The organism is Arthrobacter oryzae, from assembly GCF_003634095.1.
Classification (GTDB): Bacteria; Actinomycetota; Actinomycetes; order Actinomycetales; family Micrococcaceae; genus Arthrobacter; species Arthrobacter oryzae.
The window spans coordinates 319,346-343,275 of record NZ_RBIR01000003.1 but is presented as its reverse complement, the minus strand read 5'-3'; the positions used below and the strand labels follow the sequence as shown (position 1 = coordinate 343,275).

At 67.1% G+C, this 23,930-nt stretch carries 22 protein-coding genes; 6 read left to right on the top strand and 16 right to left on the bottom strand.

The genetic code is table 11. The features are described from left to right. The first annotated feature begins 109 nt into the window (after positions 1 to 109). Entirely contained in the window at positions 110 to 850 is a 741-nt protein-coding gene (locus C8D78_RS09230; RefSeq protein WP_120952728.1) for an SDR family oxidoreductase, read from the top strand. A 42-nt stretch (positions 851 to 892) separates the two neighbouring features. Here C8D78_RS09230 and C8D78_RS09225 read toward each other — a convergent pair whose 3' ends face one another. Next, positions 893 to 1,294 carry a hypothetical protein gene (locus tag C8D78_RS09225; protein ID WP_120952725.1) on the bottom strand — a complete coding sequence of 134 codons (402 nt, stop codon included), beginning with the start codon at positions 1,292 to 1,294 and terminating at the stop codon, positions 893 to 895. A 90-nt stretch (positions 1,295 to 1,384) separates the two neighbouring features. Then, positions 1,385 to 4,051 (bottom strand): PEP/pyruvate-binding domain-containing protein, encoded by a 2,667-nt coding sequence (locus C8D78_RS09220; RefSeq protein WP_120952722.1) that lies wholly within the window; start codon positions 4,049 to 4,051, stop codon positions 1,385 to 1,387. Between C8D78_RS09220 and C8D78_RS19685 the strand changes: the two genes are divergently transcribed. Further along, entirely contained in the window at positions 4,050 to 4,205 is a 156-nt protein-coding gene (locus tag C8D78_RS19685; RefSeq protein WP_167467885.1) for a hypothetical protein, read from the top strand. The two genes, C8D78_RS09220 and C8D78_RS19685, sit on opposite strands and share 2 nt — an antisense overlap. 48 nt (positions 4,206 to 4,253) lie before the next feature. On the opposite strand, the gene C8D78_RS09215 is transcribed toward C8D78_RS19685, so the two are convergent. Both C8D78_RS09215 and C8D78_RS09210 read right to left on the bottom strand, forming a co-directional pair. Continuing rightward, a complete protein-coding gene (locus C8D78_RS09215; protein WP_120952719.1) occupies positions 4,254 to 5,009 on the bottom strand; it encodes a GAF and ANTAR domain-containing protein in 756 nt (251 codons plus the stop codon). A gap of 216 nt (positions 5,010 to 5,225) precedes the next feature. After that, positions 5,226 to 5,864, bottom strand: a complete 639-nt coding sequence (locus C8D78_RS09210) for a LysE family translocator (protein WP_120952716.1) — start codon at positions 5,862 to 5,864, stop codon at positions 5,226 to 5,228. A gap of 230 nt (positions 5,865 to 6,094) precedes the next feature. Here C8D78_RS09210 and C8D78_RS09205 point away from each other — a divergent pair, with 230 nt between their 5' ends. Continuing rightward, on the top strand, positions 6,095 to 6,895 hold the full coding sequence (locus tag C8D78_RS09205) for a glycoside hydrolase family 25 domain-containing protein (RefSeq protein ID WP_120952713.1): 801 nt from the start codon (positions 6,095 to 6,097) through the stop codon (positions 6,893 to 6,895). Positions 6,896 to 6,940: 45 nt separating this feature from the next. Here the strand turns inward: C8D78_RS09205 and C8D78_RS09200 are convergent, their stop codons facing one another. Then, complete coding sequence (locus tag C8D78_RS09200; RefSeq protein ID WP_244208321.1) at positions 6,941 to 7,291, bottom strand: hypothetical protein; 351 nt, start codon at positions 7,289 to 7,291, stop codon at positions 6,941 to 6,943. A 719-nt stretch (positions 7,292 to 8,010) separates the two neighbouring features. Between C8D78_RS09200 and C8D78_RS09195 the strand changes: the two genes are divergently transcribed. Continuing rightward, the gene (locus C8D78_RS09195; protein ID WP_120952707.1) at positions 8,011 to 8,847 is read left to right on the top strand and encodes a GAF domain-containing protein; all 837 of its coding nucleotides are present in this window, start codon (positions 8,011 to 8,013) and stop codon (positions 8,845 to 8,847) included. 54 nt (positions 8,848 to 8,901) lie between these two features. On the opposite strand, the gene C8D78_RS09190 is transcribed toward C8D78_RS09195, so the two are convergent. Next, positions 8,902 to 9,495 (bottom strand): NADPH-dependent FMN reductase, encoded by a 594-nt coding sequence (locus C8D78_RS09190; protein ID WP_120952704.1) that lies wholly within the window; start codon positions 9,493 to 9,495, stop codon positions 8,902 to 8,904. Between the two features lie 377 nt (positions 9,496 to 9,872). On the opposite strand from C8D78_RS09190, the gene C8D78_RS09185 reads away from it, so the two are divergent. Continuing rightward, complete coding sequence (locus C8D78_RS09185) at positions 9,873 to 10,238, top strand: Hsp20/alpha crystallin family protein (protein ID WP_341867114.1); 366 nt, start codon at positions 9,873 to 9,875, stop codon at positions 10,236 to 10,238. Positions 10,239 to 10,322: 84 nt separating this feature from the next. Here the strand turns inward: C8D78_RS09185 and nagA are convergent, their stop codons facing one another. The 8 genes from nagA to glyA all read right to left on the bottom strand — a co-directional run bounded on the left by nagA (position 10,323) and on the right by glyA (position 20,490). After that, complete coding sequence (nagA, locus tag C8D78_RS09180; protein ID WP_120952698.1) at positions 10,323 to 11,579, bottom strand: N-acetylglucosamine-6-phosphate deacetylase; 1,257 nt, start codon at positions 11,577 to 11,579, stop codon at positions 10,323 to 10,325. Between the two features lie 107 nt (positions 11,580 to 11,686). Continuing rightward, positions 11,687 to 12,562, bottom strand: coding sequence for a formyltetrahydrofolate deformylase (purU, locus tag C8D78_RS09175; RefSeq protein WP_120952695.1), 876 nt, complete (start codon positions 12,560 to 12,562; stop codon positions 11,687 to 11,689). A 2-nt stretch (positions 12,563 to 12,564) separates the two neighbouring features. Then, on the bottom strand, positions 12,565 to 13,980 hold the full coding sequence (locus C8D78_RS09170) for an L-serine ammonia-lyase (protein WP_120952693.1): 1,416 nt from the start codon (positions 13,978 to 13,980) through the stop codon (positions 12,565 to 12,567). Continuing rightward, positions 13,980 to 14,615, bottom strand: coding sequence for a sarcosine oxidase subunit gamma (locus C8D78_RS09165; protein ID WP_120952690.1), 636 nt, complete (start codon positions 14,613 to 14,615; stop codon positions 13,980 to 13,982). Before C8D78_RS09165 ends, C8D78_RS09170 begins: the two co-directional genes overlap by 1 nt. Further along, a complete protein-coding gene (locus C8D78_RS09160; protein ID WP_120952687.1) occupies positions 14,608 to 17,577 on the bottom strand; it encodes a 2Fe-2S iron-sulfur cluster-binding protein in 2,970 nt (989 codons plus the stop codon). Before C8D78_RS09160 ends, C8D78_RS09165 begins: the two co-directional genes overlap by 8 nt. Next, entirely contained in the window at positions 17,574 to 17,918 is a 345-nt protein-coding gene (locus tag C8D78_RS09155) for a sarcosine oxidase subunit delta (protein ID WP_120952684.1), read from the bottom strand. The genes C8D78_RS09160 and C8D78_RS09155 overlap by 4 nt, the downstream gene beginning before the upstream one ends. Positions 17,919 to 17,932: 14 nt before the next feature. Beyond that, positions 17,933 to 19,153, bottom strand: a complete 1,221-nt coding sequence (locus C8D78_RS09150; RefSeq protein WP_120952681.1) for a sarcosine oxidase subunit beta family protein — start codon at positions 19,151 to 19,153, stop codon at positions 17,933 to 17,935. Then, positions 19,150 to 20,490, bottom strand: a complete 1,341-nt coding sequence (gene glyA / locus C8D78_RS09145) for a serine hydroxymethyltransferase (protein WP_120952678.1) — start codon at positions 20,488 to 20,490, stop codon at positions 19,150 to 19,152. Before glyA ends, C8D78_RS09150 begins: the two co-directional genes overlap by 4 nt. 142 nt (positions 20,491 to 20,632) lie before the next feature. Here glyA and C8D78_RS09140 point away from each other — a divergent pair, with 142 nt between their 5' ends. Then, on the top strand, positions 20,633 to 21,304 hold the full coding sequence (locus C8D78_RS09140) for a GntR family transcriptional regulator (protein WP_091560947.1): 672 nt from the start codon (positions 20,633 to 20,635) through the stop codon (positions 21,302 to 21,304). Positions 21,305 to 21,411: 107 nt separating this feature from the next. On the opposite strand, the gene C8D78_RS09135 is transcribed toward C8D78_RS09140, so the two are convergent. Further along, positions 21,412 to 22,920 (bottom strand): aldehyde dehydrogenase family protein, encoded by a 1,509-nt coding sequence (locus C8D78_RS09135; RefSeq protein WP_120952675.1) that lies wholly within the window; start codon positions 22,918 to 22,920, stop codon positions 21,412 to 21,414. Between the two features lie 91 nt (positions 22,921 to 23,011). Next, positions 23,012 to 23,905 carry a 4-hydroxy-tetrahydrodipicolinate synthase gene (dapA, locus tag C8D78_RS09130; RefSeq protein WP_120952672.1) on the bottom strand — a complete coding sequence of 298 codons (894 nt, stop codon included), beginning with the start codon at positions 23,903 to 23,905 and terminating at the stop codon, positions 23,012 to 23,014. Positions 23,906 to 23,930: the final 25 nt, after the last annotated feature.

The following is a 23,930-nucleotide window of genomic DNA, read 5'->3' as shown; positions in this document are numbered from 1 at the left end:
GCGAGTGTCGCCGATCAAGGGGAAACTGGCGGTCGCTTATCTTCGCGGGAGACCTGCCAGGAGGGCCCAGAACCGCGGTCAACGTCGGCTTCTGCCCTAGGATCAACGAATGACCAAGCAACGTCCCATCGTCTTGATTACCGGCGTCGGCCGACGCATCTCCATCGGTACCGAGATCGCCCGCCAGCTTGCCGCTGAGGGGTGGGACATCGCCTTCGCGAACCACGGCCCGGACCATGGATTTGTGGATGAGTTCACTCTTGAGCTGCACCGGCTTGGGGCCACAACCTTCTCCGCCGATGCCGATCTGGCAGACCCGTTGGCTCCCGAGACGTTGGTGCAGGCGGTCACGGAACAGCTGGGGCCCATCCGGGCACTCGTCTCCAGCCATGCCCAGTCCGTCGACAGCAGCATTCATGACACGTCCATCGAGAGCTTTGACCGTCATTTCGCAATCAACACCCGCGCGAACTGGCTACTGATCAAAGCGTTCGCAGAGCGGTACGCGTCGGGTCCTGGCCTGGGCCGGATCGTGGCGTTGACGAGCGACCACACAACCCACAACCTTCCCTACGGGGCCAGCAAGGGCGCGCTTGATCGAATCGTGATCGCGGCCGCCGGCGAACTTGGGCACCTTGGCATCACCGCAAACCTGGTCAACCCGGGCCCGGTCGACACCGGCTGGATCGGTCCGGAACTCCGGGAAGCCCTAAGCAGCGAGACCGCGCTGGGCCGGCTTGGCACGCAACGGGACGCGGCGAATCTGGTGTCCTTCCTGGTCTCGGAGCGCGGCGGCTGGATCAATGGCCAGCTCCTGCACTCAAACGGAGGTTTCCACCTGCCCGTCTAAGCCGGCGCCCTTACCTCAGCCCGAACTAGGCACGGGGTGCGCTCAGCTGCCATCCTCCGGATCCTGCGGCGCCGGCCGATCGGCTGCTTTCCGCAGCGGACCCACGGTCCCGTCGGCGCCGTAGTCGCCCTCGGAGTACCGGCCGATTTCAGACTCTGCGGTGCGGCCAGGTGCCGAGCCGGCCTCGCCGTAGTCGGCCTTCACGTAGCGTCCAGATTCCGCGGCCTTGTCTCCGAGAGGCTCGGGCAGGCCGCCTTCGCTGCCGGCCGCACCGTAGTCCCCTGCGATGTATTGGCCTTCCTCGTCCTCCGCATGGCGGCCGCCCTGCGCCCCGGCCTTGCCATAGTCTCCTTCGACGTAACGGCCCCGCAGGTCCGGTTCTTCTGGCTTCTTTGCCGACCCTGCCTCATTCGGGGTGTCTTCGAAGTCGCTGTTGTCGGTCATGTTCGTGCCTTTCCCGAAACGAACTTTGCGTCTTCTGCGGCGCAATTCAAGTCTATCGAGGGTCGCTGTCGCGCAACAGAAGGGGTCCGGTCACGCACGCTGCGTACCGGCGGGATGTTCGATCGTGACGGTGCCGGCGTCGCCGTCGACCCGGATCCGCTGGCCGCTGGTCAGCCGCTGGGTGGCGACGCCTGTGCCGAGCACGGCCGGAATGCCGTACTCCCGGGCCACGATCGAGCTGTGGCTCAAGGGGCCGCCGACGTCGGTAACCACGGCGGAGGCCATCGCGAACAGCGAGGTCCACGCCGGAGTGGTGATCCGGGCCACCAAGACGTCTCCGGGCACCATCCGGTCGAAATCCCCCGGCCCGTTCAGGACGCGAGCCGGTGCGGTGACCCGGCCGGAGCTGGCGCCGACGCCTTTGATGACGTCGCCGGACTGGTCCTGTGAGGCTGCGGGCATCATCGACCCGAAGGCGCGCTCCATCCATCGGTTCTCGGGGAGCAGCTGCGGGGCGGCGGCTTTGGCTTGGCCCCGCCACAGCATCTTGCGCTCCTCGACGGCGCCGGCGCGGACGGGCCGGTCTGCTCCGGTGATTGCCACCGTCGCCGGAGCGCCCGGCCCGGCGAGGCCGAATTCGACGGCGCTCCTCAGCTCCCGGTGGCGCAGCCAGAACACGTCCGCGGGCTCGGCGATGACACCGGAGTCAACCAGCCGCTGTCCCAGTTCGAACAGCATCCGCCGCAGCAGCGGCCAGGCCAGGCCGACGTCGGCAAGCGCATCCTCGCGGATCGGCGCGGCACGCTGTGCCCACCGGAGCAGCCGAAGGAATGCGGCCCTGCGGTTGGGCCCAAGCCTGGCGATCGTCCGGCTGGTTTGAGCCTCCCTTTGGGCGGCCGACAACCGCTGGCGCTCGTGCGGGTCATTGCCCTGGCCGCGCAGGTAAAACTTCACCGTCTCGAGCAGCGGCGCCGGATCATCGGCTGGCACAGGGGTGATGAAGTCCAGGTTGTAGACCGCGTGGCCGAACCGGCCGAGGTGCTCCTGGAAACGGGGATGCCATTGCTGCCACAGCGCCGGGTCCATGCCGGCCGGCGGGATCCCGGTGCGCTGCGACTCAGCCAGTGCCGCCGTGGGTTCATCGAGGATGATCCGGGCCAGTCCCGGAACGTCACGGGCCCAGGCCGCGAGGTCGTACAGCGACTTCTCCGCCCGGATGGGTTCGCTGTCGTAGCCGAGGAGGAACGTCTGGGCAGCCGGGTCGCCGGTGCGCCGAACCAACCTGTCGTAATACATCCGGAATGAGATTTCGCTGGTTGCGGCGAGCGGAATGATGGACTGCACGGCCGTGTAATACACGGTGCCGGCATCCAGCAGCGATTGGACCCCTTCGAGGAGTTCCGCTCCGGAGAGCTCCCGGACTGGCCTGGCCTGCCAGTCCTTGATCACCTGCTCGTAGCGCGGATGCGAAAAGTCCCGCCAGCCGGCCACTCCCATGTGCGCCTTGCCGCGGGCCAGCGAGCGGACCGCGGTCAGGGACTTGGCCGTCATGCGCCACATCGCCGAGGTGCGGTAGTAGTAATAGGCGTAGCCGTTGACGGTGGGCAGCCCCACGTCGTTCTCGCGGATGGCGTTCTTGCCGATTGCGTCGGCCATCAAGGCCCGCAGAGACCGGGACACCGAGCCGTCGATGAGGTCGGCGAACAGCGGCGAGAGCGGATCGGGCAACTGCTCCACGATGCTCGCCCGGAAGTAGAGCCCCTTCGGGTAGGGCACCGTCCACGTATCCGGGGCATCTGCCGTCGGTTCAGGCAGCGCGGTGATCGGCCGGGATTGCAGGATGAAGAACTTGCCACCGGCCCGTGCCCACTCGATGTCCTGCGGCGCCCCGAAATGCTCCGCAATCCGGCTCCCGTGGCGGGCCAGCTCGGCCGCCGCCTGGTCGTCCAGTACGCGCTGGCGTCGGCGGCCCGCAGGCACCGGCTGTTCCCGGGTGCCGTGGTCCGCGTAGACGGTCATGACCTCCTTGTCGGCTGTCCGCCTCGACAGCACCCGGCTCGTACCCGCTTCGACTACGAGGTCATCAGTGGTGACAGTCCCGCTGACCACGGATTCGCCCAGGCCCCATGCCGCGCTGATCACGATCTGGTCGCGGCGTCCGTTGGCCGGATTGGCGGTGAACATGACCCCGGCGGCTTCGGCGTCGACCATCTGCTGAACCACGACGGCGAGGCGCACCGCGTCCGGGACGATGCCTTCACGGGCCCGGTAGGCCATGGCGCGTGCCGTCCACAGGGAAGCCCAGCAATTGGTCACGGCAGCGGTGAGAGCCTCCGTCCCGCGGACATTGAGGTAGGTGTCCTGCTGCCCGGCGAAGCTCGCCGACGTGAGGTCCTCGGCGGTGGCCGAGGACCTCACCGCCACGGCCGTATCCCCGTTGCCGAGAAGCCCGTAAGCGCCGGCGAGTTCTGCCGCAATCGCGGCCGGCATGGTTCCGTGGGTGAACAGGGCGCGGATCCGCTTCGACGCATCCTCGTAGTCCTGGGGTGCTGCCAGCGGTGACAGGGCGGCCAGCTCATGAATGCCGGCACCGAGGTGATTGGCTTCCATGAATTCCGCATAGGCTGCGGTGGTGAGCACAAATCCGGGAGGGACCGGCAGCCCGGCCTGAACGAGACCGCCCAGCCCGACGCCCTTGCCTCCCGCCGCGGCGACGTCGCCGGGTCCCACGTCGCCGAAGTCGCTGATGTAGGTCATGACCGCGCATCCTTTCTGCCCGGAGCCGGGGGCGCCTTCCACGAGCCTGATTTTCAACATACTGGCACTGCCGCTGGCAGGAGGCCATAGCCGCCGGAGCGAAGCCGAGGAAAAGCTCGACCGTCACCTGCAGGAGGCCCGCAAGAAGCACTGAACGCGCCGGAAGAGGAGCACGGGCGGTGGCGGCGCTGGCCGGGAACTTTCAACCGTCGGCGGCGGTGCGCCCCGGGGAGGCGATTTCTCCGCTGCTGGCGAGATGCTCGGCGACGTCCCGGAGCTTGATATTGGCCTTGGAACTGACGCGGCTGAGGAGGAGGAAGGCCTGCTCGGCGGTGATCTTGTACCGCTCCATCAGGATGCCTTCCGCCTGCCCGATCAGCTGCCGGGATATCAGGGCTTCGCCGAGCTGGCTGATTTTCTGGGAGTCGGCAAAAGCCACGGCGGCGTGCGCAGCGACGAGCAATCCGACCTGTTCCGACTCGTCGGTGAAGGCATTCGCTTCGGCTCCGTAGAGGTTCAGCGCGCCGAGCCGGTCGCCTTCGACGAACAGCTGGATGGAGAGCATGCTCCGCGCCCCGAGTTTCACGGCGCCCCGGGAGAAAGCGGGCCAGCGGTCCTCCCGGCTGAGATCGGGAACACGAACCACCCGCTCGTGGTAGGCCGCGTCCAGGCAGGGACCCTGGCCGGTGGAGTTCTGCAGGGCATCGACCAGGCGTGGCAGATCTCCCGAGGCGACTTCGGAGTCAACTTTCTTTCGACCCGTCACGAGGCTGATGGAAGCATTCGCAACCCCCGGGATCAGGTCCAGGGCGGCATGTACGATGCCGGAGAGGACTGCGTGGACGTCGTTTTCCTGCTGCAGCTCCCGGGCGAGGTCGCTTAGCTGGGTTGCCAGCACGGCACTGACACGGTGGTTCTCCGTCCGGGCCTTGCCCGCCTCGGATCGGTCCGCATTCATCAGTGGCCTCTCCTGAGCCTCTCGGCTCTCTTATCCATACGGAACACGTTACGACGAAACCGGGAAACGGCGGGAGGGTATTTGTCAGCCGGCCGATCGAAGAAGTCGCCCGGGCCGCCGCCGAAGATCAGGGAACCGATCCAGCCGCCGGGGAGAGGGCGGCCCCCGCCGCGCCACCGCGCGTCGTTGAGTGGGCTGCCGAGCCCGCGGCCGACGCTATGAGCCGGTGCTCGATGCCAAAACACCCAGGCCGAGTGCGGCGATGATGCCACTGCTGCCGCGTTCGAGCCAGCTGCTCACCCGGGGGCGCTGGAGCCAGGCCATGGCCTTCGCGGCGGCGATGGACACGGCCACCAAATAGAGGAATCCGATGATGCTTTCGATGGCACCCAGCACCATGGAGGTCTCCAAGGTGTTGCCGCCGTGCGGGATGAATTGCGGGACGACGGCGAGGTAGAACAGGCCGACCTTCGGGTTGAGGAGGGTTGAGAACGCGCCGGCGCCAAACCCTGCCCTGCGGCCGTACCTTCTGCCGGCGGTGTGCCCGGCGGTGGCGGAAGGTGCGGCTGAGCGGCGGGCCCGGATCAGCGACGAGATCCCCAAATACAGCAGGTACAGTCCGCCTGCGACCTTTAGCCAGCGGAACACTTCCGCGGAGTCCTCCAGCACGGCCGCAAGCCCCACACCGACCAGAACGGCCCACACCAGGGACGCCACGGCGGAGCCGAGCGCCGCGGCAATGCCGGCCCCGGCACTCTGCAGCGAAATCCGCAGCACCAGGAAGGTATCCGGTCCCGGGGTAACGGAGAGCAACAGGCACAGTCCGGCAAACGCCAACAGGGTCACAGCTGTCATGGGGACCATTGTCCGTGTGTTGTTCCGCAGGTGGCAATTGTGTCGCTGCCGGCCATCCCGACGTCGGCGGCCCTTGCGGTCAGGCTGGCCCCGCCGCCCCGCGAGACGCGCGCGGCCCGGACTTCATAAACCCTGTGAGTTCAGTGCCGCGCCGTCCGAGGCCTTGACCCCGCCAGCCGGGGCGGCCAAGCTGTCCTAACTGTCCAGCAGCACCGACGGGAAGGCCGACCATGCCCCGCACACCCTTTGCTTCTCGTCCCCGGATGCTGCTGGCGGCAGCTGCCTGCGCCCTGCTGATGCTTGCCGGCACGCCGGCCCAGGCAGCGGTGGCTCCAGGACCCGGCAACGACGTGTCGTGGCCTCAATGCGGCAAGACGCTGCCAAAAGGCCAGAGCTTCGGCATCGTCGGCGTGAACAAGGGCCTGGCGAACACCACCAATCCGTGCCTGGCGACGCAGCTGTCCTGGGCGGGCACCTCCACGGGCGGGACCGGCCAGCCCTTGGTCGCGCTGTATGTCAACACCGCCAACCCGGGAACCGCCGGCTCGTGGTGGCCCACGAGCAACAGCTATGGGGGAACCACGGTGGCCAACCCCTACGGCCAATGCACCGCGGGATCGGTCGACGAGGCTTGCTCGTACATGTACGGCTACGCCAAGGCTTATGACGACGCCACCATCCGCGGGATAAGCAACCCGGCCCCGTATATGTGGTGGCTGGATGTCGAGACCGGCAACAGTTGGTCAACCAGCACGGCGGCGAACCGGGCCGATCTGGAGGGGATGGCTGCCTACTTCGCGAGCATCGGGGCCCCAGTTGGCCTTTACTCCAGCAAAACGCAGTGGACCCAAATTGTGGGAGCAGTGCCGGCTTCCAGCAACCTGTACACCCGGCCCAGTTGGCTGGCCGGAGCGAACACACTCGCCCTGGCGAAACGCAAATGCTCTGACCCGCCGCTGACCGCGGGCGGGAAGGTCACCATCACCCAGTACGTGTCGGCAGGGTTCGACTACGACCATTCGTGCATCTGACGCGGGCAAATGCAGGATCGGCGGCCCGCCGGACAAGTCAGCGTCCTAGCATTTAACTTCGGCCCTGAGATCACCAATTGCGGCCTCGACGCTCGCGGCTTCGTCGCGGAGGGAATTAGTTGCCTGCGTCAAAGTGGCGTTGTTAGGGACCGCGGCGACGGCGGCATTGAACTTGGCCTCGGCCGCCTTAACGGCGTCCGCCCGTTGCTGCGCCAGGTTCCCGACGGCCTTGACGAGGTCGTCATAGGCCTTCGTAACCTGATCCTTGGCCGCACGTACCTGCTCGATAGTGGCATCCGGCTTCAGCGTGGACTTGAAATTTGCCAGGGCGGCGGCGTGCGCATCGATGGCGGCGCAGACCTCTGACGTGCTTGCAGGCGGACTCGAGACGGTCATGGTCTGACTGGGAGTGGCCGCGGGCGGAGCGGCAGGGCCGCATCCGGTGAGCAGCGCGGCGGTGGTCCCAAGTGCGATGAATGCTAGGGGGACAGCGTGGAGTTTCAACATTGGAAGTTCCTCCCGGCGGGACTGTCGGTCCGAGCGTCGTCGGCCATGTTCATCGTCTGCCTGGACACGGCGGGGAACCTCATCCGCGGCGGGTGAAATGCGGTGGAAGTGTTCCACGGCCATCCGCCTTGCCGCAGGCGTCCGGAACTGGTCTCCCGCCGGACGTTGCCGCGCCGGTCACGAGACGTGACGGAAGAAGGCATGGAAACGCCCCGATGCCATTGGGGGTTGCATCGGGGCGCCTGTAGAAAGCGTATTCCCGGCCCAAATGCGAGTCAACCGGACCAGCCGGGAGGGTGCTATGGAGTTCGCGGCCGCGGCGGTCACTGCGGTGTTCTGCCGGCGATCCGCTACGGGCACAACGGCTCTTTTGTGGCCCGGTGAACGCGGGTATAAATAGTGGTGCCACGGCGGAAGGGTCCTCCGCGACTGGTGTTGAAGCCGGGGCAGGCGGTCCAGGGCGGCACATCGCCCTGGGCCGCCGCGGAGCCACTCGTGCAGGGAAATTCGGCGCCGGCACATTGGTCGCCGCAACTGTGTCCGCGCGGACGTATGCTGAATTCATCGGTTCAGCAGTGAGCTGCATGCTTTGATCTTGAGCGTGAAACATGAACCAGGGAACTGCAACAGACAGAAGGCAGGATCTTCACGCCGCTTTCTGGGTAACCCATTTCAATAATCCGGATATCGGCGCCTTCCTCAGCGAGGCCGTGAGCGAGCTCGTGGACAGGGTCGGCGGTCCCCGCCGGGGAATCAGCTGGGCGATTACCGTTCTCGGCTCCGGGGAACCGGTAACCCTGACCGCCGGAGGCGCCCCCGCGCGAGCCGCGGACGAGGCCCAGCGCTCCTTCGACGACGGGCCTGCCCGCATGGCGGTCCGGAGCGGGGAATTCGTGTCCGTGGGAGACACCGCCCTGGAACGCCGCTGGCCCGGATATGCTGCCGCTGCCGCGGCCGAGGGAATCGGGTCGCTTATCTCCGTGCCGTTGGTTCCTGCAGAAGTTTTTCGTGCCGCCATGAACCTGTATGCGCCGTGGCCGCATGTGTTCACCAGTGCCGACATCACCGCAACGGCGCTCCTTGCCCGCCAGGTGTCCCGTACGCTGCGCTTGGTCCAGCAACTGGCCGTCAACTGGGGGGCCGGCGCAGATCTGTCCTCGGCCCAGCTCTCCCGGGTGCTGGCCGGCCTGGCCCTGCGGACGCTGGTGAGGGATTTCGGGTTCAGTGAAGAGGGGGCTCTTGACTATCTGCGCAGCGCCGCGGGCGGCCCTGCGCGGGACTCGGCCGGAGGCAAGGTCCGTGTCTTGATCACCGATTCCGGCCAGGGCCAGGAACCACCCCCGCCCGCTGCGCTGGCCCCACCTGCCCCGCTCGCCCCCGTACCCCATGCCGGGGATGCTGTGCCCCTCCGTCGGCGGCGCCGGAGGGCGGACAGCACCGCCTGAGCGTCCCGCATTCATCCTGAGCGTCCCCGGCTGATTCAGGGATGCTGGAGTGCGTCAGGCAGCGACGCCGGGCTCATTTCCGTGGACTCGTTCCGGGCGGAGGGTTTTAAGGGCCCCGGCCCAAGCGATCACCTGGTCAAAGAGGGTCTGCAGACTCGCCTCCGCGGACGCTGTCGGAATGAAGGCACGGTAGTTCTCGAACTCCGTTGCAAAGGGCAGCACCACCTGGGCCCGGACGTCCGCCATCTGTAGCTCGCCGGCCACCGACCGCAAATGCTCGACGGCGCGGATTCCGCCGCTGCTTCCGTAGCCCACGAACCCGGCGGCCTTGTTGTTCCACTCCTTGTACAGGAAGTCCAGGGCGTTCTTCAGCGCCCCGGGGATCGAATGGTTGTACTCGCCGGTGACGAAGATGTAGCCGTCGAATCCGGCGACAGCATCAGACCAGGCCTTGGTGTGCGGGTGGCTGTACCGGCCGAAGGACGGTGGCAGCGGCTCGTCGAGAAGCGGGAGACCGAAGTCGGCGACGTCGAGGACGTCAAAGGTGGCATCGCCGCGCTCTTTTGCCCGGGAGTCCACCCAGTCGGCGACGGCCTTTCCGAGCCGTCCGGGCCGGGTGCTTCCGAGCACGATAGCGATGCGAATCATGGCGGGCTCCTTTCCGGAAGTTGCTGCTGCATACAGAACAACAACCCGGCAGGCCTGAATCTTCCTCGCAAAGGGCGCGGTTGGTGCGCTAAAAGTCGGGTCTTCGCGGATTCGGCGTGGGCCGTCCTGCCGACCTGAACCGGGGTCCGCGATGAGCGCGCCGGGGGTCTTTAGTCCCTGCCCGGACCGCGCCCGCGGGCGTCTACTGGACCTATCAGCCCGCCTCGGGCACCCAAGAGCAACTCACAGGAAGTTCTGTCATGTCTGAATTGCACAAGTGGTCACCGTTTCATTCCAATCGCTGGCCGGACAGATACCGCACCAGTCCGTTTGATCTGTTCCGCCGGCCTTCGGACCTGATGGATGTGTTGGACCGGATGTTCCAGGAGGAAAACCAGCCGATGCCGATCCGCGTCGAGGAGTTTGTTGAGGGCAACACCCTTGTCATCCGGGCGGAAGCGCCCGGGCTGGATCCGGACAAGGACATCGACGTCACTGTGGTTGACGGGGCCCTGCAAATCCGCGCCGAACGCAAGGAAGAAAAAGAGGAGAAGGGCAAGGACAGCTACCGGTCCGAGTTCCGCTACGGCTCATTCCTCCGCACCCTGCCGCTGCCGCAGGATGTCAAGGAGGAAGACATCAAAGCCAGTTACAAGGACGGCGTCCTCGAAGTCCGTACGCCGCTGCCGGAGCAGGCGCTGGTTGAGTCCAAGCCGACCAAACTCCCGATCACCCGCGAGTAATTCCTTGGCCAGCCCCGGGCTCACCCGGGGCTGGCCCCTAATCCGTCCTCGGTGCCGACAGTTCGGGGCTCACTCAAACCGGGGTCACGCGGGCGCGTCCAAAATCTGGCCCCCACGCAGGACCGTCACCAGTTGGAAGTCGGGGTCGACGGCGACGACGTCCGCGCGCATGCCCGCCCGGAGGCCGCCGATCTCGGCTTCCAGGCCCAGCACACGGGCAGGGACCAGGGTCGCCGCCATGACGGCGTCGGCAGGACTCACGCCCGCCGCGATGGTGGTGCGGACAACCTCCAGCAGGGTCGCCGTGCCCCCGGCCAGGACCCCGTTGCTCCTTAGGGTGGCCACGCCGTCGTGCACCACCACATCCGAGGTGCCGAGCTGGTAGTCGCCGTCGGGCAGCCCGGTCGCCGCCATGGAGTACGTCACGAGCGCGATGCCCGCGGCCCCCACCAGTTCAAACACCATTCGGACCGTCCCCGGGTCCAGGTGGACGCCGTCGCCGACGAGCTCGACCACCACCGTGCCCGCGGCCGCCAGCCGCAGGCACGCGGCCACGGGTCCGGGATTCCGGTGGTGCAGCGGCGGCATGCCGTTGAACAGGTGGGTCACCGTGGGCCGGGCCTGCGCGCCGAATCCTCCGCCTGCTGCAGCCCTGCCAATGAGGTCCGCTGCGTCCGCCAGTGAGGCGGCAGCCAGCCGGGCATCGGCGTCGGTGTGTCCCAGCGACGGGGTGACGCCGTGGTCCGTGAGTATCCGGAGCAGTTCGTCCGAGCCCGGCAGTTCGGGGGCGTATGTCATGGTCTGCAGGGCCCCGCCGGCGGCCGCCAGCATATCCCGGAGCAGTTCAGGATCCGGGTCCCGGAGCCAACGGGGATTCTGCGCCCCGCACCGATCGCTGGAGAGGAAGGGCCCCTCGGAGTGGACGCCCGCGATCAGGCCCTCGGCGGCCAGGACCTTGAGGACGCCGAGGGACCTCAGCAGCTCATCCCCCGGGGCGGTGACCAGACTGGCCAGCAGGCTGGTGGTCCCGCTGCGGTGCAGGAAGTCCACCGCCTCCCGGCAGGCCCGGTCATCACCGGTCGGAAATCCACCGCCCGCGGCGCCATGGCAGTGGAGGTCAACAAGGCCGGGAAGCAGTGAACTTCCGGCCGGGAGCGGGACCTCCTCCGATCCCGGGAACCGGGCGGCGTCAAAACCGCTGCAGGGTCCGGCGTAAGCGATCCGGCCGTCGTGGACCGCCACGACGGCGTCGGGCGTCACAGCGCCGTCCGTGAGCAGGGTGCCCCGCAGGAGGTAGGCGGGAGCGCCGGCGGCTTCGCGGTCCTCGAAGGAAGGGATCATGGTGCCTGTTTTCTGTGTGGCCGGGCGTTAGCGGACAGGTACGGCTAGTTGAAGACTAGCGTGGCAGCGGCTCCTTCGGGCCGCCCGGCCCCGGAGCCTGCCGGACCTTAGCGCAGCACCACCGTCCTGTTGCCCTGGAGGATGACGCGTCCCTCGCAGTGCCAGCGGACGGCATTGGAGAGCGCCTTGCACTCGGTGTCGCGTCCGGCGGCCACGAGATCGTCCGGGCCGAAGGTGTGGTCCACTTCAACCACCTGCTGGGCGATGATCGGGCCCTCGTCCAGCTCCGCGTTGACATAGTGAGCGGTGGCGCCGACAGTCTTCACGCCCCGGGCGTGCGCCTGGTGGTAGGGCTTCGCGCCCTTGAAGCTGGGCAGGAAGGAGTGGTGGATGTTGATGGCGCGGCCATCCAGCTGGCGGGTGAGGTTGTCGCTGAGAACCTGCATGTAGCGGGCCAGGACCACCAGTTCGACGTCCATCCGGTCGATCAGTTCCAGGAGCCGCTGTTCGGCCGCGGGCTTGGTGTCCGCGGTGATGGGCACATGGAAGAAGGGGATTCCGTGCCACTCGACGGTCCGCCGGTGGTCCGGGTGGTTCGAGACGACGCCGACGATCTCGATGGGCAGTTCTCCGGTGCGGGCCCGGTACAGCAGATCGTTGAGGCAGTGCTCGAATTTCGAGACCATGATCAGGACCCGCCGCTTGCTGCCGTGCCGCCGCAGTTCCCAGCGCATACCGAATTTCTCGGCGACCGGAACGAAGGCCTCCCGGAGCGTGTCCAGGGTTGTTTGGTCTCCGGCCGAGGCGAAGTGGAGCCGCATGAAGAAGTGGCCGTCCAGCTGGGAGTCGAACTGCTTGCTTTCCAGGATGTCGCAGCCCTGGTCCAGCAGGAAGCCGGAGACGGCGTGGACTATCCCGCGTGTTTCCGGGCAGTCCAGGGTCAGGATGTGCTCCACCGTTTCGGGGGTCTGGTTCCCGGCCATGGTCAGCACTCCACGACGTTCACGGCGAGGCCTCCGCGGGAGGTTTCCTTGTACTTGGTTTTCATGTCTGCTCCTGTTTCGCGCATGGTCTTGATTGCTTTGTCCAGCGAGACTTTGTGGCTGCCGTCCCCGTGGAGGCAGAGGCGTGCGGCGTTGATGGCTTTGACGCTGGCGATCGCGTTGCGTTCGATGCAGGGGATCTGCACCAGCCCGCCGACGGGGTCGCAGGTCAGGCCCAGGTTGTGCTCGATTCCCACTTCGGCGGCGTTTTCCACCTGTTCCGGTGTGCCGCCCAGTACTTCGCAGAGTCCCGCCGCCGCCATGGAGCAGGCCGATCCGACTTCACCCTGGCATCCGACCTCCGCCCCGGAGATGGAGGCATTGATCTTGAACAGGATCCCGACGGCGCCCGCCGCCAGGAGGAAGCGGACCACGCCGTCGTCGTTGGCCCCCGGGACAAACTTGACGTAATAGTGCAGCACCGCCGGCACGATGCCTGCAGCGCCGTTGGTGGGAGCCGTCACGATCCGGCCCCCTGCGGCGTTTTCCTCGTTGACGGCCAGGGCAAAAAGGTTCACCCATTCCATGGCGAGCAGCGGGTCGGCGGGCACGTGGACGAGCGAAGGGTTCCGGGCGTCCGCCTCGGCGCTGAGCGCTGATGCTGCCAGCGTCCGGAACAGCGCCGGGGCACGCCGTTTGACGTTTAAACCGCCGGGCAGGATGCCCTCGGCAGCGCAGCCGTTGTCCACGCATTGGCGCATGACCGCCCACAGCGCCAGCAGCTTGTCCCGAAGTTCGGCTTCGCTGCGCCAGACGAGCTCGTTGGCCAGCATGACGTCGGCGACAGACATATTCTCAAGACGGCATATTTCCAAGAGCTCGTCGGCTGTCGTAAACGGGTAGGGCAGCACGGTGTCATCTGCCACCACGTGATCGGCGCCCTGGGCATTACCGTCGACAACGAAGCCGCCACCGATCGAGTAGTAGCTGCGCTCCCGGAGCACTGTTCCGGTGTGGTCCAGTGCCCGGAAGGTCATGCCGTTGGGGTGGGCCGGCAGGGACTTGCGGCGGTGCAGGAGCACGTCCTCGTCCCAGTTGAAGTCGACCCGGTGCTCTCCGCCGATCCGGAGTTCGGCATTGAGGGCAGCGGCTGCCACCTGGTCATCGGCGGTGCCGGTGTCCACGCTTTCGGGGTCCTGGCCCTGAAGGCCCAGTACGACGGCTTTATCCGAACCGTGGCCCCGGCCCGTGGCGCCGAGGGAACCGAACAGCTCGGCCTGCACCCTGGCGGTCGAGCTCAGCTGCCCGTCGCCTTTCAGTCCGTCCGCGAACCGTTTGGCCGCCCGCATCGGGCCGACCGTGTGGGAGGAGGACGGCCCGATGCCAACGGAAAACAGGTCAAGGACGCTGAGCGCCATCAGGGGACCTCGGTGGAGGCATATTCGCGCATGGCGTCCAGGAGCCAGCGGCCCAGGAACTCCGCAAAGGATGCCCGCGGGAGGACCCGGTAGGTCTCCTCCGCGGTTTTCCACAGAACGGCGGGGATGCCGCCGATTTCCGTGGACAGCGCCGTTCCAGGCTTGAAGACGCGGGGGTGCAGGTCCAGGGCGCAGCCCTTCTCCAGAACGGCACTGGCCCGGGGGCCGGAGAGTTCGAGCGTAGTGCGGTTGGCGGAGAGGTCCACCACTTGGCCCGGGCCGTCCGCCAGCGCTGCGATGAGCGCCCGCGGGAGCTCGCCGCCTAGGCTGTCGTGGGATTCCGCGGGGGCCACGAGCAGGAATTCTGCCGGGCCCAGCCATAGCACCGCGGTGTCGCCGCTGCCGCGGACCTCGCCGGAAGCGGCGGGCAGGCCTCCGGTCACCGCACCCACCCGTTCCCCGGCCTCGCCTGCGGGATCCACCCGGAGTCCCGCCATGGTCAGGAACGGCACCTCGCGCAGCTCCACGGTGCCCGCCACGGATCCGGCCTCAAAAGCCTTCCCCAGGAGCGACGCCGGACTCTTCCTCAGGGTCTGGATCTTCTTGGAATTTTCGAGTGCTGCAGTGTCAGCCATCTTTGCGGGTCCCTTCAGAGTCAAAAAGTACGGTTTCTGCGACGACTACGTCCACCAGCTGGTCGCCGGCGGCGGCCACCAGGGTTTCGCCGATGCGGTTGCGGCCGTTCTTGATCAGGGCCAGGGCAAACGACCGGCCCAGTGCCGCGCTGTGGTAGCTGGAGGTCACGAACCCCTGCATGGGGACGGGGCCGTAGGCGGGGTTGACGGTGATGCCCTGCTCCACCAGCTGGGTGCCTTCCGGAAGCCGGATCGTGCCGTCCACGGGGAGGACGCTGACCAGGTGTTTCCGATCGGTGCGGTCGGCGTCCTTGCGGGTGTAGGAGCGTTTGCCGATGAAGTCCTTGACCTTGGAGACAACCCATTCCATCCCGGCGTCCTGCGGGGTGACGGTGCCGTCGGTGTCCTGGCCGACGATCGGGTACCCCTTCTCGGCACGCAGCACGTGCATGGTTTCGGTGCCGTACGGGGTGATGTTGAACTCCGCGCCGGCCGCCTCCACCGCTTCCCAGGTGCTCAGTCCGTACCAGGACGGAACGTTGATTTCGTAGGCCAGTTCACCGGAGAACGAGATCCGGCAGACCCGGGCCTGCACGCCGGAAGCCAGGGTGGTCTCGCGGAACGTCATGAACGGGAAGGCCTCGGCGTCCAGGCCGCCGTCGGCTGCCAGTTCCGGGGCAACTTTGGCGAGGACTGCGCGGGATTTCGGTCCGACGACGGCGATGGTGGACCACTGTTCCGTCACGGAGGTGCAGTGCACGTCCAGTTCGGGCCACTCGGTCTGCAGCCATTCCTCCAGCCAGTCCAGGACCTTCGCTGCTCCGCCCGTGGTGGTGGTCATGAAGAACCGGTCCTCGTCCAGGCGGAGCGTGACGCCGTCGTCGAAGATCATCCCGTCCGGGGTGCACATGACGCCGTAGCGGGCCGAGCCCGGGGCCAGTTTCTTGAACGCGTTCGTGTAGATGCGGTTCAGGAATTCGCCCGCGTCCTTGCCGCGGATCTCGATCTTGCCCAGGGTGGTGGCGTCCATGAAGCCCACGGACTCCCGGACGGCGGCACATTCGCGCAGGACCGCGGTGTCCATGTCCTCACCGTTCTGCGGGTAGTACCAGGGCCGCTTCCACTGGCCGACGTCTTCGAAGAGGGCGCCGCGCGCGACGTGCCACGGGTGGATGGAAGTGAGCCGGGCGGGGTCGAACAGTTCGCCCCGCTGGCGTCCGGCCAGGGCGGCGAACGCCACGGGGGTGAAGGGCGCCCGGTACGCGGTGGTTCCGATTTCTCCGATGCCCCGGGATGCCTCGCCGGCGTGCCGCAGCGCCGCCGCAATGACACCGATCGCGTTCACCCCGGAGGTCTTGCCCTGATCGTTGGCGGTGCTGATCGAGGTGTAGCGCTTGACGTGCTCCACCGAGCGCATGCCGGCGCCGGTGGAGCGGAGCACGTCGGCCACGGACTGGTCGCGCTGGAAGTCGACGAAGTGGTGGTGCCAGTCGTCCGGGCCGCCTTCCTGACCGGGGACCAGCCAGAGCTGGCGGGTCGGGGCCGATGCCTTCGGCTCGGAAAAGACCAAGGGACCGACCGCTGCGCCGGAGTCCTCAGGGTCGAAGCCGGCGGCGGCGACCGCGGCTGCCCCGGCGGAGATGCCCTCCGCGATGCAGTCGTCGAGTTCGAAACTGCCGCGGCCGGCACCGGCCACCTGCTGGTTCGGGACCACGCTGCTGGGAACGAATGCCGCCAGGTCATCGTCCCAGCGGATCTTGCCCTGGCGCTGGGAATGCAGGTGCACCACGGGGGACCAGCCGCCGGAGACGGCCAGCAGGTCGCAGGCGAGCTGTTCGACGCCGGAGGTGAGCTCGCCGTCGTCGTTGATGCTCCGAACGGTGACGCCGGCGAGCCGGCCGTCGCCGGATTCGGCAGCGGCGGTGTTGGCGACGGCGCTGCCGATCAGCACCCGTGTCCCTGCGGCCGCGGCTGCCGCCGCGGTTTCGCTCAGCTGAGTACGGGCGTCCACGACGGCTTCGACCCGAACGCCGGCGGCCTTCAGGTCCGCGGCCAGGGCATAGGCGCTGTCGTTGGTGGTGCTGATGACCACCCGCGAACCGGCGGCCACGGCGTAGCGGTTCAGGTACGTGCGGACGGCGGAGGCGAGCATGATGCCGGGCCGGTCGTTGTTTTCGAAGACCAGCGGGCGCTCGTGTGCGCCGGGGGCCAGGACCACCTGCGCGGCGCGGATGTGCCAGATCCGCTGCCGGGACACGCCGGGCGCGGCGGGGGTCAGGAGGTGGTCTGTCCGGTTCTGGACGGCGATGACGTAGTTGGAGTCGTAGGAGCCGAAGGCGGACGTACGGTTCAGGACCGTGCACTCGGCCGCGGAGATCAGTTCGGCTTCAACGTTGGCCACCCAGTCGAGGGCAGGCATCCCTTCGATGCTCTCCGCGAGGTCCGGTGCGGTGGACCCGGACAGCAGCGAGCCGCCCAGCTCGGGCTGGTCGTCAATGAGGATGACCCGGGCGCCGGCACGGACCGCTTCGCGTGCGGCGGCCAGGCCTGCGGGGCCGCCGCCGACCACGAGGACGTCGGTGTGGACGTATTTCTTGTCGTACTCGGCGCGGTCCTCGGCCGGGTCCAGCTTGCCCAGTCCGCTGAGGTATTCGGCGCTGAGGCCGTCCACGAGGGATACCGTGGTGGCGGGGAGCATGGATTCGGCGACGTGGCCCGGGAACCGGGGGGCGATCTTGACCAGGGCGTTGGATTCCTCGACGCCGGCGGACATGATGCCGCGGGGCCGGTCCTCGTACAGGGAGTTGCCGGCGGTGAGCTGGCCGTTGGCGAGCAGGGCGGAGGCGAGGGTGTCGCCCGGGTGGCCCGTGTACTCACGGCCATCCAGGGTGAAGCGCCAGGTGACGCTGCGGTCGATCCGGCCGCCGGTGCTGAGGCGCGCGGGCTGCGGCTGAGCGGTCATTTGATTGCTCCTTCGGGGGAGACGGGGGTGGTGACGGTGGGGGCGGTGGTTCCCGTGGCTGTGTTTTCCTTGTCAGGGCGAGGCTGGCCCATCGGATACACGGCCTGGATGTCATAAGTGACGGTGTCGCGGAGCATGTTGAACCACTGCCGGCAGCCGGTGCTGTGCAGCCAGCGTTCGGCGAAGGCGCCCTTGGTGTTGTCGCGGTAGAACAGGTACTCGGCCCATTCACGGTCCGTGAGCTCTGCCGGGTTTTCGGGGTAGGCAACGTGGGCCTGGCCGCCGTAGTGGAATTCGGTTTCGTCCCGGGGGCCGCAGTTGGGGCAGGGAATCAGGAGCATGTCCGTACCTCTCTCTAGTGGGCCACGGCGGCGGCGCCGTGTTCGTCGATCAGGGCGCCGGTTTCGAAGCGCTCGAGGGCAAAGGGCTTGTTGAGTTTGTGCGGTTCACCCGTGGCGATGGTGTGCGCGAAGGTCAGCCCGGCGGCCGGCGTGCCCTTGAATCCGCCGGTTCCCCAACCGCAGTTGACGAACATGTTTTCCACCGGGGTGGTGCCGACGATCGGGGAGGCGTCGAGGGTGGTGTCCACGATCCCGCCCCAGGTCCGGAGCACGTGGGCCCGGGCGAAGATCGGGAAGAGTTCGACGGCGGCGGCCATCTGGTGCTCGATCACGTGGAAGGATCCGCGCTGGCCGTAACCGTTGTAGGAGTCCACACCGGCGCCCATGACCAGTTCGCCCTTGTGCGCCTGGGAGACGTAGACGTGGACGTGGTTGGACATGACCACGGTGGGGTGGACGGGCTCGTGGAGTTCGGACACCAGGGCCTGGAGCGGGTGGGACTGGATGGGCAACCGGAACCCGGCCATTTCCGCCAGCACGGAGCTGTGTCCCGCCGCGCAGAGGCCGACCTTTTCGGTGTTGATGGTGCCGCGGTTGGTCTTGACCCCCACCACCTTGTTCCCGTCCTTGACGAAGCCGGTGACTTCGCAGTTCTGGATGATGTCCACGCCCAGCTCATCGCATTTGCGGGCAAACGCCCACGCGACGTGGTCGTGCTTGGCGATGCCGGCGCGCGGCTGGTAGGTGGCGCCCATGACGGGGTAGCGGATGTTGTCATTGATGTTCAGGATGGGGCAGAGTTCCTTGACCTGCTGCGGGTCCAGCCACTCGGCGTCGACGCCATTGAGTTTGTTGGCTCCGACGCGGCGGACACTTTCGCGGACGTCGCCCAGGGTGTGGGCGAGGTTCATGACCCCGCGCTGGCTGAACAGGAAGTCGTATTCGAGTTCTTCCGGCAGGATTTCCCACAGCTTCAGGGCGTGCTCGTAGATCGCCGCGCTCTCGTCCCAAAGGTAGTTGGAGCGGATGATGGTGGTGTTCCGCGCCATGTTGCCGCCGGCCAGCCAGCCCTTTTCCAAGATGGCGATGTTGGTCATCCCGTGGTTCTTGGCCAGGTAATACGCCGTCGCCAGACCATGTCCGCCGCCGCCGACAATCACGGCGTCGTAGGACTTCTTCGGGTCCGGATTGCGCCACAGGAAATCCGGGTGCTCCGGCAGGTGTTCGGTGGTCATTGTGCTGCTCCAATCAGTTCTGCCTCAAGCCCGGGTGCCGCTGCGCTGGTGCCGAGATGCGGGTAAAGGGGGAATTGGTCCGCGAGGGCGCTGACGCGTCCGCGCAGTTCAGCGGCGGTCTGGTCGCTCAGGTCGTCCCCGGGGGCCTGTGAGGTGAGGGCGGAGGCGATGATGTCCGCCACTTCGGTGAACTCCGCGGCACCGAAGCCGCGGGTTGCCAGGGCGGGAGTGCCGATCCGCAGTCCCGAGGAGACCATGGGCGGGCGGGGATCGAAGGGGACGGCGTTGCGGTTGACGGTGATGCCGATCCGGTGGAGCCGGTCTTCGGCCTGCTGCCCGTCCAGTTCCGAGTCCCGCAGGTCCACCAGGACCAGGTGCACGTCGGTGCCGCCGTTGACCACAGAGATCCCGGCCGCCGCGACGTCGTCCTTCAGGAGCCTTGACGCGAGGATCCTGGCGCCTTCGAGCGTGCGTTCCTGGCGTTCCTTGAACTCGGGGGACGCGGCGATCTTGAACGCCACGGCCTTGGCCGCGATCACATGCTCCAGGGGACCGCCCTGCTGGCCGGGGAACACGGCGCTGTTGATTTTGCGCGCATACTCCGCCTTGCCCAGGATCACGCCGCCGCGCGGGCCGCCGAGGGTCTTGTGCGTGGTGGTGGTGACGACGTCGGCGTAGGGGACAGGGTTCGGATGAAGCCCCGCGGCGACCAGTCCGGCGAAGTGGGCCATGTCCACCATCAGGTAGGCGCCCACGAGGTCGGCGATGCGGCGGAACTCGGCGAAGTCCAGCTGCCGTGAGTAGGCGGACCATCCGGCCACGATCATCTTGGGCCGGTGCTCCAGGGCCAGGGCCTCGACCTCGGCCATGTCCACCAGGTGGTTGTGCTCGCTCACGTGGTACGGGACCACGTTGTAGAGCTTGCCGGAGAAGTTGATCTTCATCCCGTGGGTGAGGTGGCCGCCGTGCGCCAGGGCGAGGCCCATGATGGTGTCGCCCGGTTCCAGCAGGGCAAACATGGCGGCGGCGTTGGCCTGCGCGCCGGAGTGCGGCTGGACGTTCGCGTACTCGGCGCCGAACAGGGCCGTGACCCGGTCGATGGCGAGCTGTTCGATCACATCAACGTGCTCGCAGCCGCCGTAGTAGCGCTTGCCCGGGTAGCCCTCGGCGTATTTGTTGGTCAGCACAGAGCCCTGTGCCTCCATGACGCCGGCGGGGGCGAAGTTCTCCGACGCAATCATTTCAAGCGTGGACTGCTGGCGTTTCAGTTCCCGCGCCACGGCCTGTTCCACCTCGGGATCGACTACGGAAAGTCGCTCGTTCAACTGCTCAACCACGGTTACTCCTTTGAAATACCACTATTGCTATGACTGATATATCAGTGTGTGAACAATGGTATGATTGAGATCACACCAGAGTCAATAGCCGGAGCCAAGTGGAACAGGGCTTCCGGTTGTAATCCAGAAACGGAGCCGAGCCGTGAATGCACTCACCGTCCTGCCGCCCGCAGAGGACGAAGCCCTCTCCCAGGCGGAGGCCGCATACCGGCAGCTGCGCGACAAGCTGATCATGCTCGAAATCCGGCCGGGCGAACCCATCAACGACGGGCAGCTGGCCGCCGAGCTCGGCTTCGGCCGCACCCCCGTGCGCGAGGCGATCAAGCGGCTGGAAGTGGACCACCTGGTGGTTTCCTATCCGCGCAGGGGAACCTTTGCCACCACCGTGGATTTCACGGAACTGGCCGACGTCTCGGAAATCCGGGAACTGCTGGAACCGCTGGCGGCGCGCCGGGCGGCAACTCGGGCCAACGCCGCCATGCGCCGCGAACTGCTGGACGTCGCCAAGACCATTGCGGAACTGGCCCCGAGCCCCGCAGAGTCCCGCGAGCTGATGCGTTACGACCTGACGGTGCACCGCCTGATCTACCGGGCCGCCGCCAATCCGCACCTGGAAGACACGCTGATCCGCTACGACAACCTGGCCACGCGCATCTGGTGCCTGGTCCTGGACAAGGTCCCCTCCGTCAGCGGCCACATCACCGAGCACGTGGAGCTACTCAAGGCGGTGGCCGAGGGCGACGCGGACAGGGCCGGCGAGCTCGCCCTGCACCACGTCACCAGCTTCGAGGAGACCATCCGCAAGGTCCTCTAGACGGATCCTTGCGCCGAGGTCACCGGGAACTTGCGGGCTCGCCGTAGGCTTCCGGCGACCCCGCACGTTCCCGGCGACTTGGACGACGGCGGGAGGTCCCGGCGTCGTCAGCGCCCGCGATTGTGCATGACGTGCTTGGTGCGGGAGTAGTCGTCAAGGGCGTAGACGGACAGGTCCCGTCCGTAACCGGATCCCTTGAAGCCGCCCCAGGGCACTTCGTTGGCGAGGACGAGATGCGAATTCACCCAGACCGTTCCGGCATCGATTTTCGAGGCGACATCGTGGCTGCGCCGGGCGTCTTCGGTCCAGACGGAGGCGGCGAGGCCGAACGGCACGTCGTTGGCCCGGGCGATCGCTTCTTCTTCGTCGGTGAACGTCTCAATGGTGACGACGGGCCCGAAGATTTCCTCCCGGGAGCATTCGGCGCCGTCGGGCACGCTGACCAGTACGGTCGGAGCGACAAAGTAGCCCGGACCCTCCAGCGCTCCTCCGCCGACGGCGGCCCGGACGCCGTCGCGCTGTGCACGCTCGAGGTAGCCGACGACGCGGTCGAAGTGCCCCTTTGACGTCAAGGGCCCGATTTCGATCTCCGTTCCGGCGCCCGGCTCTCCGACGATCAAAGTGCTAACTTCGTGGACCAGCAGCTCGGTAAATTGTTCGGCCACGGATTCGTGCACCAGGATCCTGCACGCGGCCCCGCATTCCTGGCCCGAATTCCAGAAGCCGGCGGTCCTCAGCGCCGCGGCGGCAGCCGGCAGGTCGGCGTCGGGGAAGATCAGGACGGGAGCCTTTCCGCCAAGCTCGAGGTGGACCCGCTTGAGCGATTGGGCGGCTCCGCGGGCAACGGCCCGGCCGCTGTTCACCGATCCGGTGAGTGCAATCATGTCCACGTCCGGGTGTTCGGAGAGCCGGGCGCCGACGACTGATCCGCGGCCGGTGACGACATTGAACACGCCGGGCGGAAGGATGTCGGCCACAAGCTCAGCGAATTTCAGCGTGGTCAACGGCGTTTGCTCGGACGGCTTCAGCACCAGGGTGTTTCCTGCGGCGAGGATGGGCGCGATCTTCCATGCCCCCATCAGCAACGGGTAATTCCACGGGGTGACGACACCAACGACGCCTAACGGTTCCCGCAGGATCAGCGACAGGTGATCCGGAGCGTAGGTTCCGGCGGCCATCGAGGTGGTGGCGCGGAGTGCGCCCGCCATGAACCGGAAGGTATCGATGGTGCCTGCGACATCGTCTCTGGAGACCATGAGCGGCTTTCCGGTGTTCGCTGATTCAATCCGGGCAAGCAGGTCGGAGTGTTCGCTGAGGCGGTCTGCGATCCGGTGCAGGATTTCCGAGCGTTCCTTGGGGACGAGCTGCCCCCAGTGATTCCTGGCAGCAGCGGCGGCCGCCACCGCGGTGTCGACTTCCTCGACCGTGCCGTCGGCGACTGAGGTGATCCGCTCCCCGTTACAGGGGTCCACGACGTCGGTGATGGCGCCGGAGGAGCCGGCCCGGAAGGCGCCGTCAACGAAGTGCTGGCCAGGTGCCAGTTCATCGGCGGCGATGAGTTTTCCGGGTGCCTGGGACCTGAGGATCTGTGTCGGGTTGTTAACCGAGATGGACATCTGTTCTGCCTCCCTGGGCGGGTGTTGCTCGGGACTGTGCGTTTTTGAACGTTGCGCGTTTGACTGGTGCCGCACCGATGTGGCCCACCGCCTACCCCACGTTCTGGTAGAGGGAAGCCAGCGCGTGCTGAACCCGGGCGAGGTCCTGGGCATTGAGGTCCGCCGTGGGGCGCCGGGGTGACCCGGCCGGAAGCCCCTGGAGGGAAAGGCCTGCCTTGACGGCCGGGATGAACGGCACGGAGAGGAGGGCATCGATGACCGGGTACAGCTTCGTCCACAGTTGACGGGCACCGGCGAGGTCGCCGTCGGCGATCAGCCGGCTGACGGCAACGATTTCGTTCGGTACGACGTTGGCAGTGCCGGCCATCACGCCCGCCGCGCCCTCGACGAGCGCGCTGTACAGGTAAACGTCCCACCCGATGAAGGTGCCGATGACGTCCGCGTGGTGATGGATCAGCTGGAGCGCCTGTTCCCAGTTGGCGCTCGAGTCCTTGATGTACCGGATGTTGTCCACCTCTTCGGCCAACGCACGGACCGTTGCCGGATCCAGGTTGACGCCGGTGACGGCCGGGATGTTGTAAAGCATGACCGGAAGCTTGACCGACCGGGCGACGTCCTTGATGTACGTGACTGTTTCCTCCAGCGACAACGGCTCGTAGTACGGCGTGATCAGCATCAGGACGTCCGCGCCTGCCTTCTCAGCCGCCTGCGACAGCCGGATGGCTTCCGCCGTCGAGGTGGCGCCGGTCTGGGCGATGACCGGGACGCGCCCGTTCGCCTGCCTGATGACGGTGTCGATGAGCAGGAGCCGCTCCTCGGAGGACAGGGCGCCGACCTCGCCCGTTGATCCGGCAGCCACGACGCCGTCGACGCCGGCGTCGATGGAGCGGTCGACGATGCGCCGCAGCGTCTCGACGTCGATGGCGCCGTCCTGGTCAAAGGGGGTGGACAGTGCGGTCAGGACACCGCGGAGGTCGTTGGACATGAAGGGTTCCTCTTTTTCAGTACTG

Coding starts and splice junctions, on each gene's coding strand:
- C8D78_RS09220 (WP_120952722.1), bottom strand. CDS start 4,051: ATGACCTACATCAGCGACTTCGGCGACGTGGGACCCGGCGACGTCGCC.
- C8D78_RS09200 (WP_244208321.1), bottom strand. CDS start 7,291: ATGACCGTCTCGAGTCCGCCTGCAAGCACGTCAGAGGTCTGCGCCGCC.
- nagA (WP_120952698.1), bottom strand. CDS start 11,579: ATGATCCCTTCCTTCGAGGACCGCGAAGCCGCCGGCGCTCCCGCCTAC.
- C8D78_RS09135 (WP_120952675.1), bottom strand. CDS start 22,920: ATGTCCATCTCGGTTAACAACCCGACACAGATCCTCAGGTCCCAGGCA.
- C8D78_RS09190 (WP_120952704.1), bottom strand. CDS start 9,495: ATGATTCGCATCGCTATCGTGCTCGGAAGCACCCGGCCCGGACGGCTC.
- C8D78_RS09205 (WP_120952713.1), top strand. CDS start 6,095: ATGCCCCGCACACCCTTTGCTTCTCGTCCCCGGATGCTGCTGGCGGCA.
- C8D78_RS09195 (WP_120952707.1), top strand. CDS start 8,011: ATGAACCAGGGAACTGCAACAGACAGAAGGCAGGATCTTCACGCCGCT.
- C8D78_RS09225 (WP_120952725.1), bottom strand. CDS start 1,294: ATGACCGACAACAGCGACTTCGAAGACACCCCGAATGAGGCAGGGTCG.
- C8D78_RS19685 (WP_167467885.1), top strand. CDS start 4,050: ATGACCGCGCATCCTTTCTGCCCGGAGCCGGGGGCGCCTTCCACGAGC.
- C8D78_RS09230 (WP_120952728.1), top strand. CDS start 110: ATGACCAAGCAACGTCCCATCGTCTTGATTACCGGCGTCGGCCGACGC.
- C8D78_RS09170 (WP_120952693.1), bottom strand. CDS start 13,980: ATGGCGCTCAGCGTCCTTGACCTGTTTTCCGTTGGCATCGGGCCGTCC.
- C8D78_RS09155 (WP_120952684.1), bottom strand. CDS start 17,918: ATGCTCCTGATTCCCTGCCCCAACTGCGGCCCCCGGGACGAAACCGAA.
- dapA (WP_120952672.1), bottom strand. CDS start 23,905: ATGTCCAACGACCTCCGCGGTGTCCTGACCGCACTGTCCACCCCCTTT.
- purU (WP_120952695.1), bottom strand. CDS start 12,562: ATGGCCGGGAACCAGACCCCCGAAACGGTGGAGCACATCCTGACCCTG.
- C8D78_RS09165 (WP_120952690.1), bottom strand. CDS start 14,615: ATGGCTGACACTGCAGCACTCGAAAATTCCAAGAAGATCCAGACCCTG.
- C8D78_RS09150 (WP_120952681.1), bottom strand. CDS start 19,153: ATGACCACCGAACACCTGCCGGAGCACCCGGATTTCCTGTGGCGCAAT.
- C8D78_RS09160 (WP_120952687.1), bottom strand. CDS start 17,577: ATGACCGCTCAGCCGCAGCCCGCGCGCCTCAGCACCGGCGGCCGGATC.
- C8D78_RS09185 (WP_341867114.1), top strand. CDS start 9,873: ATGTTCCAGGAGGAAAACCAGCCGATGCCGATCCGCGTCGAGGAGTTT.
- C8D78_RS09210 (WP_120952716.1), bottom strand. CDS start 5,864: ATGACAGCTGTGACCCTGTTGGCGTTTGCCGGACTGTGCCTGTTGCTC.
- C8D78_RS09215 (WP_120952719.1), bottom strand. CDS start 5,009: ATGAATGCGGACCGATCCGAGGCGGGCAAGGCCCGGACGGAGAACCAC.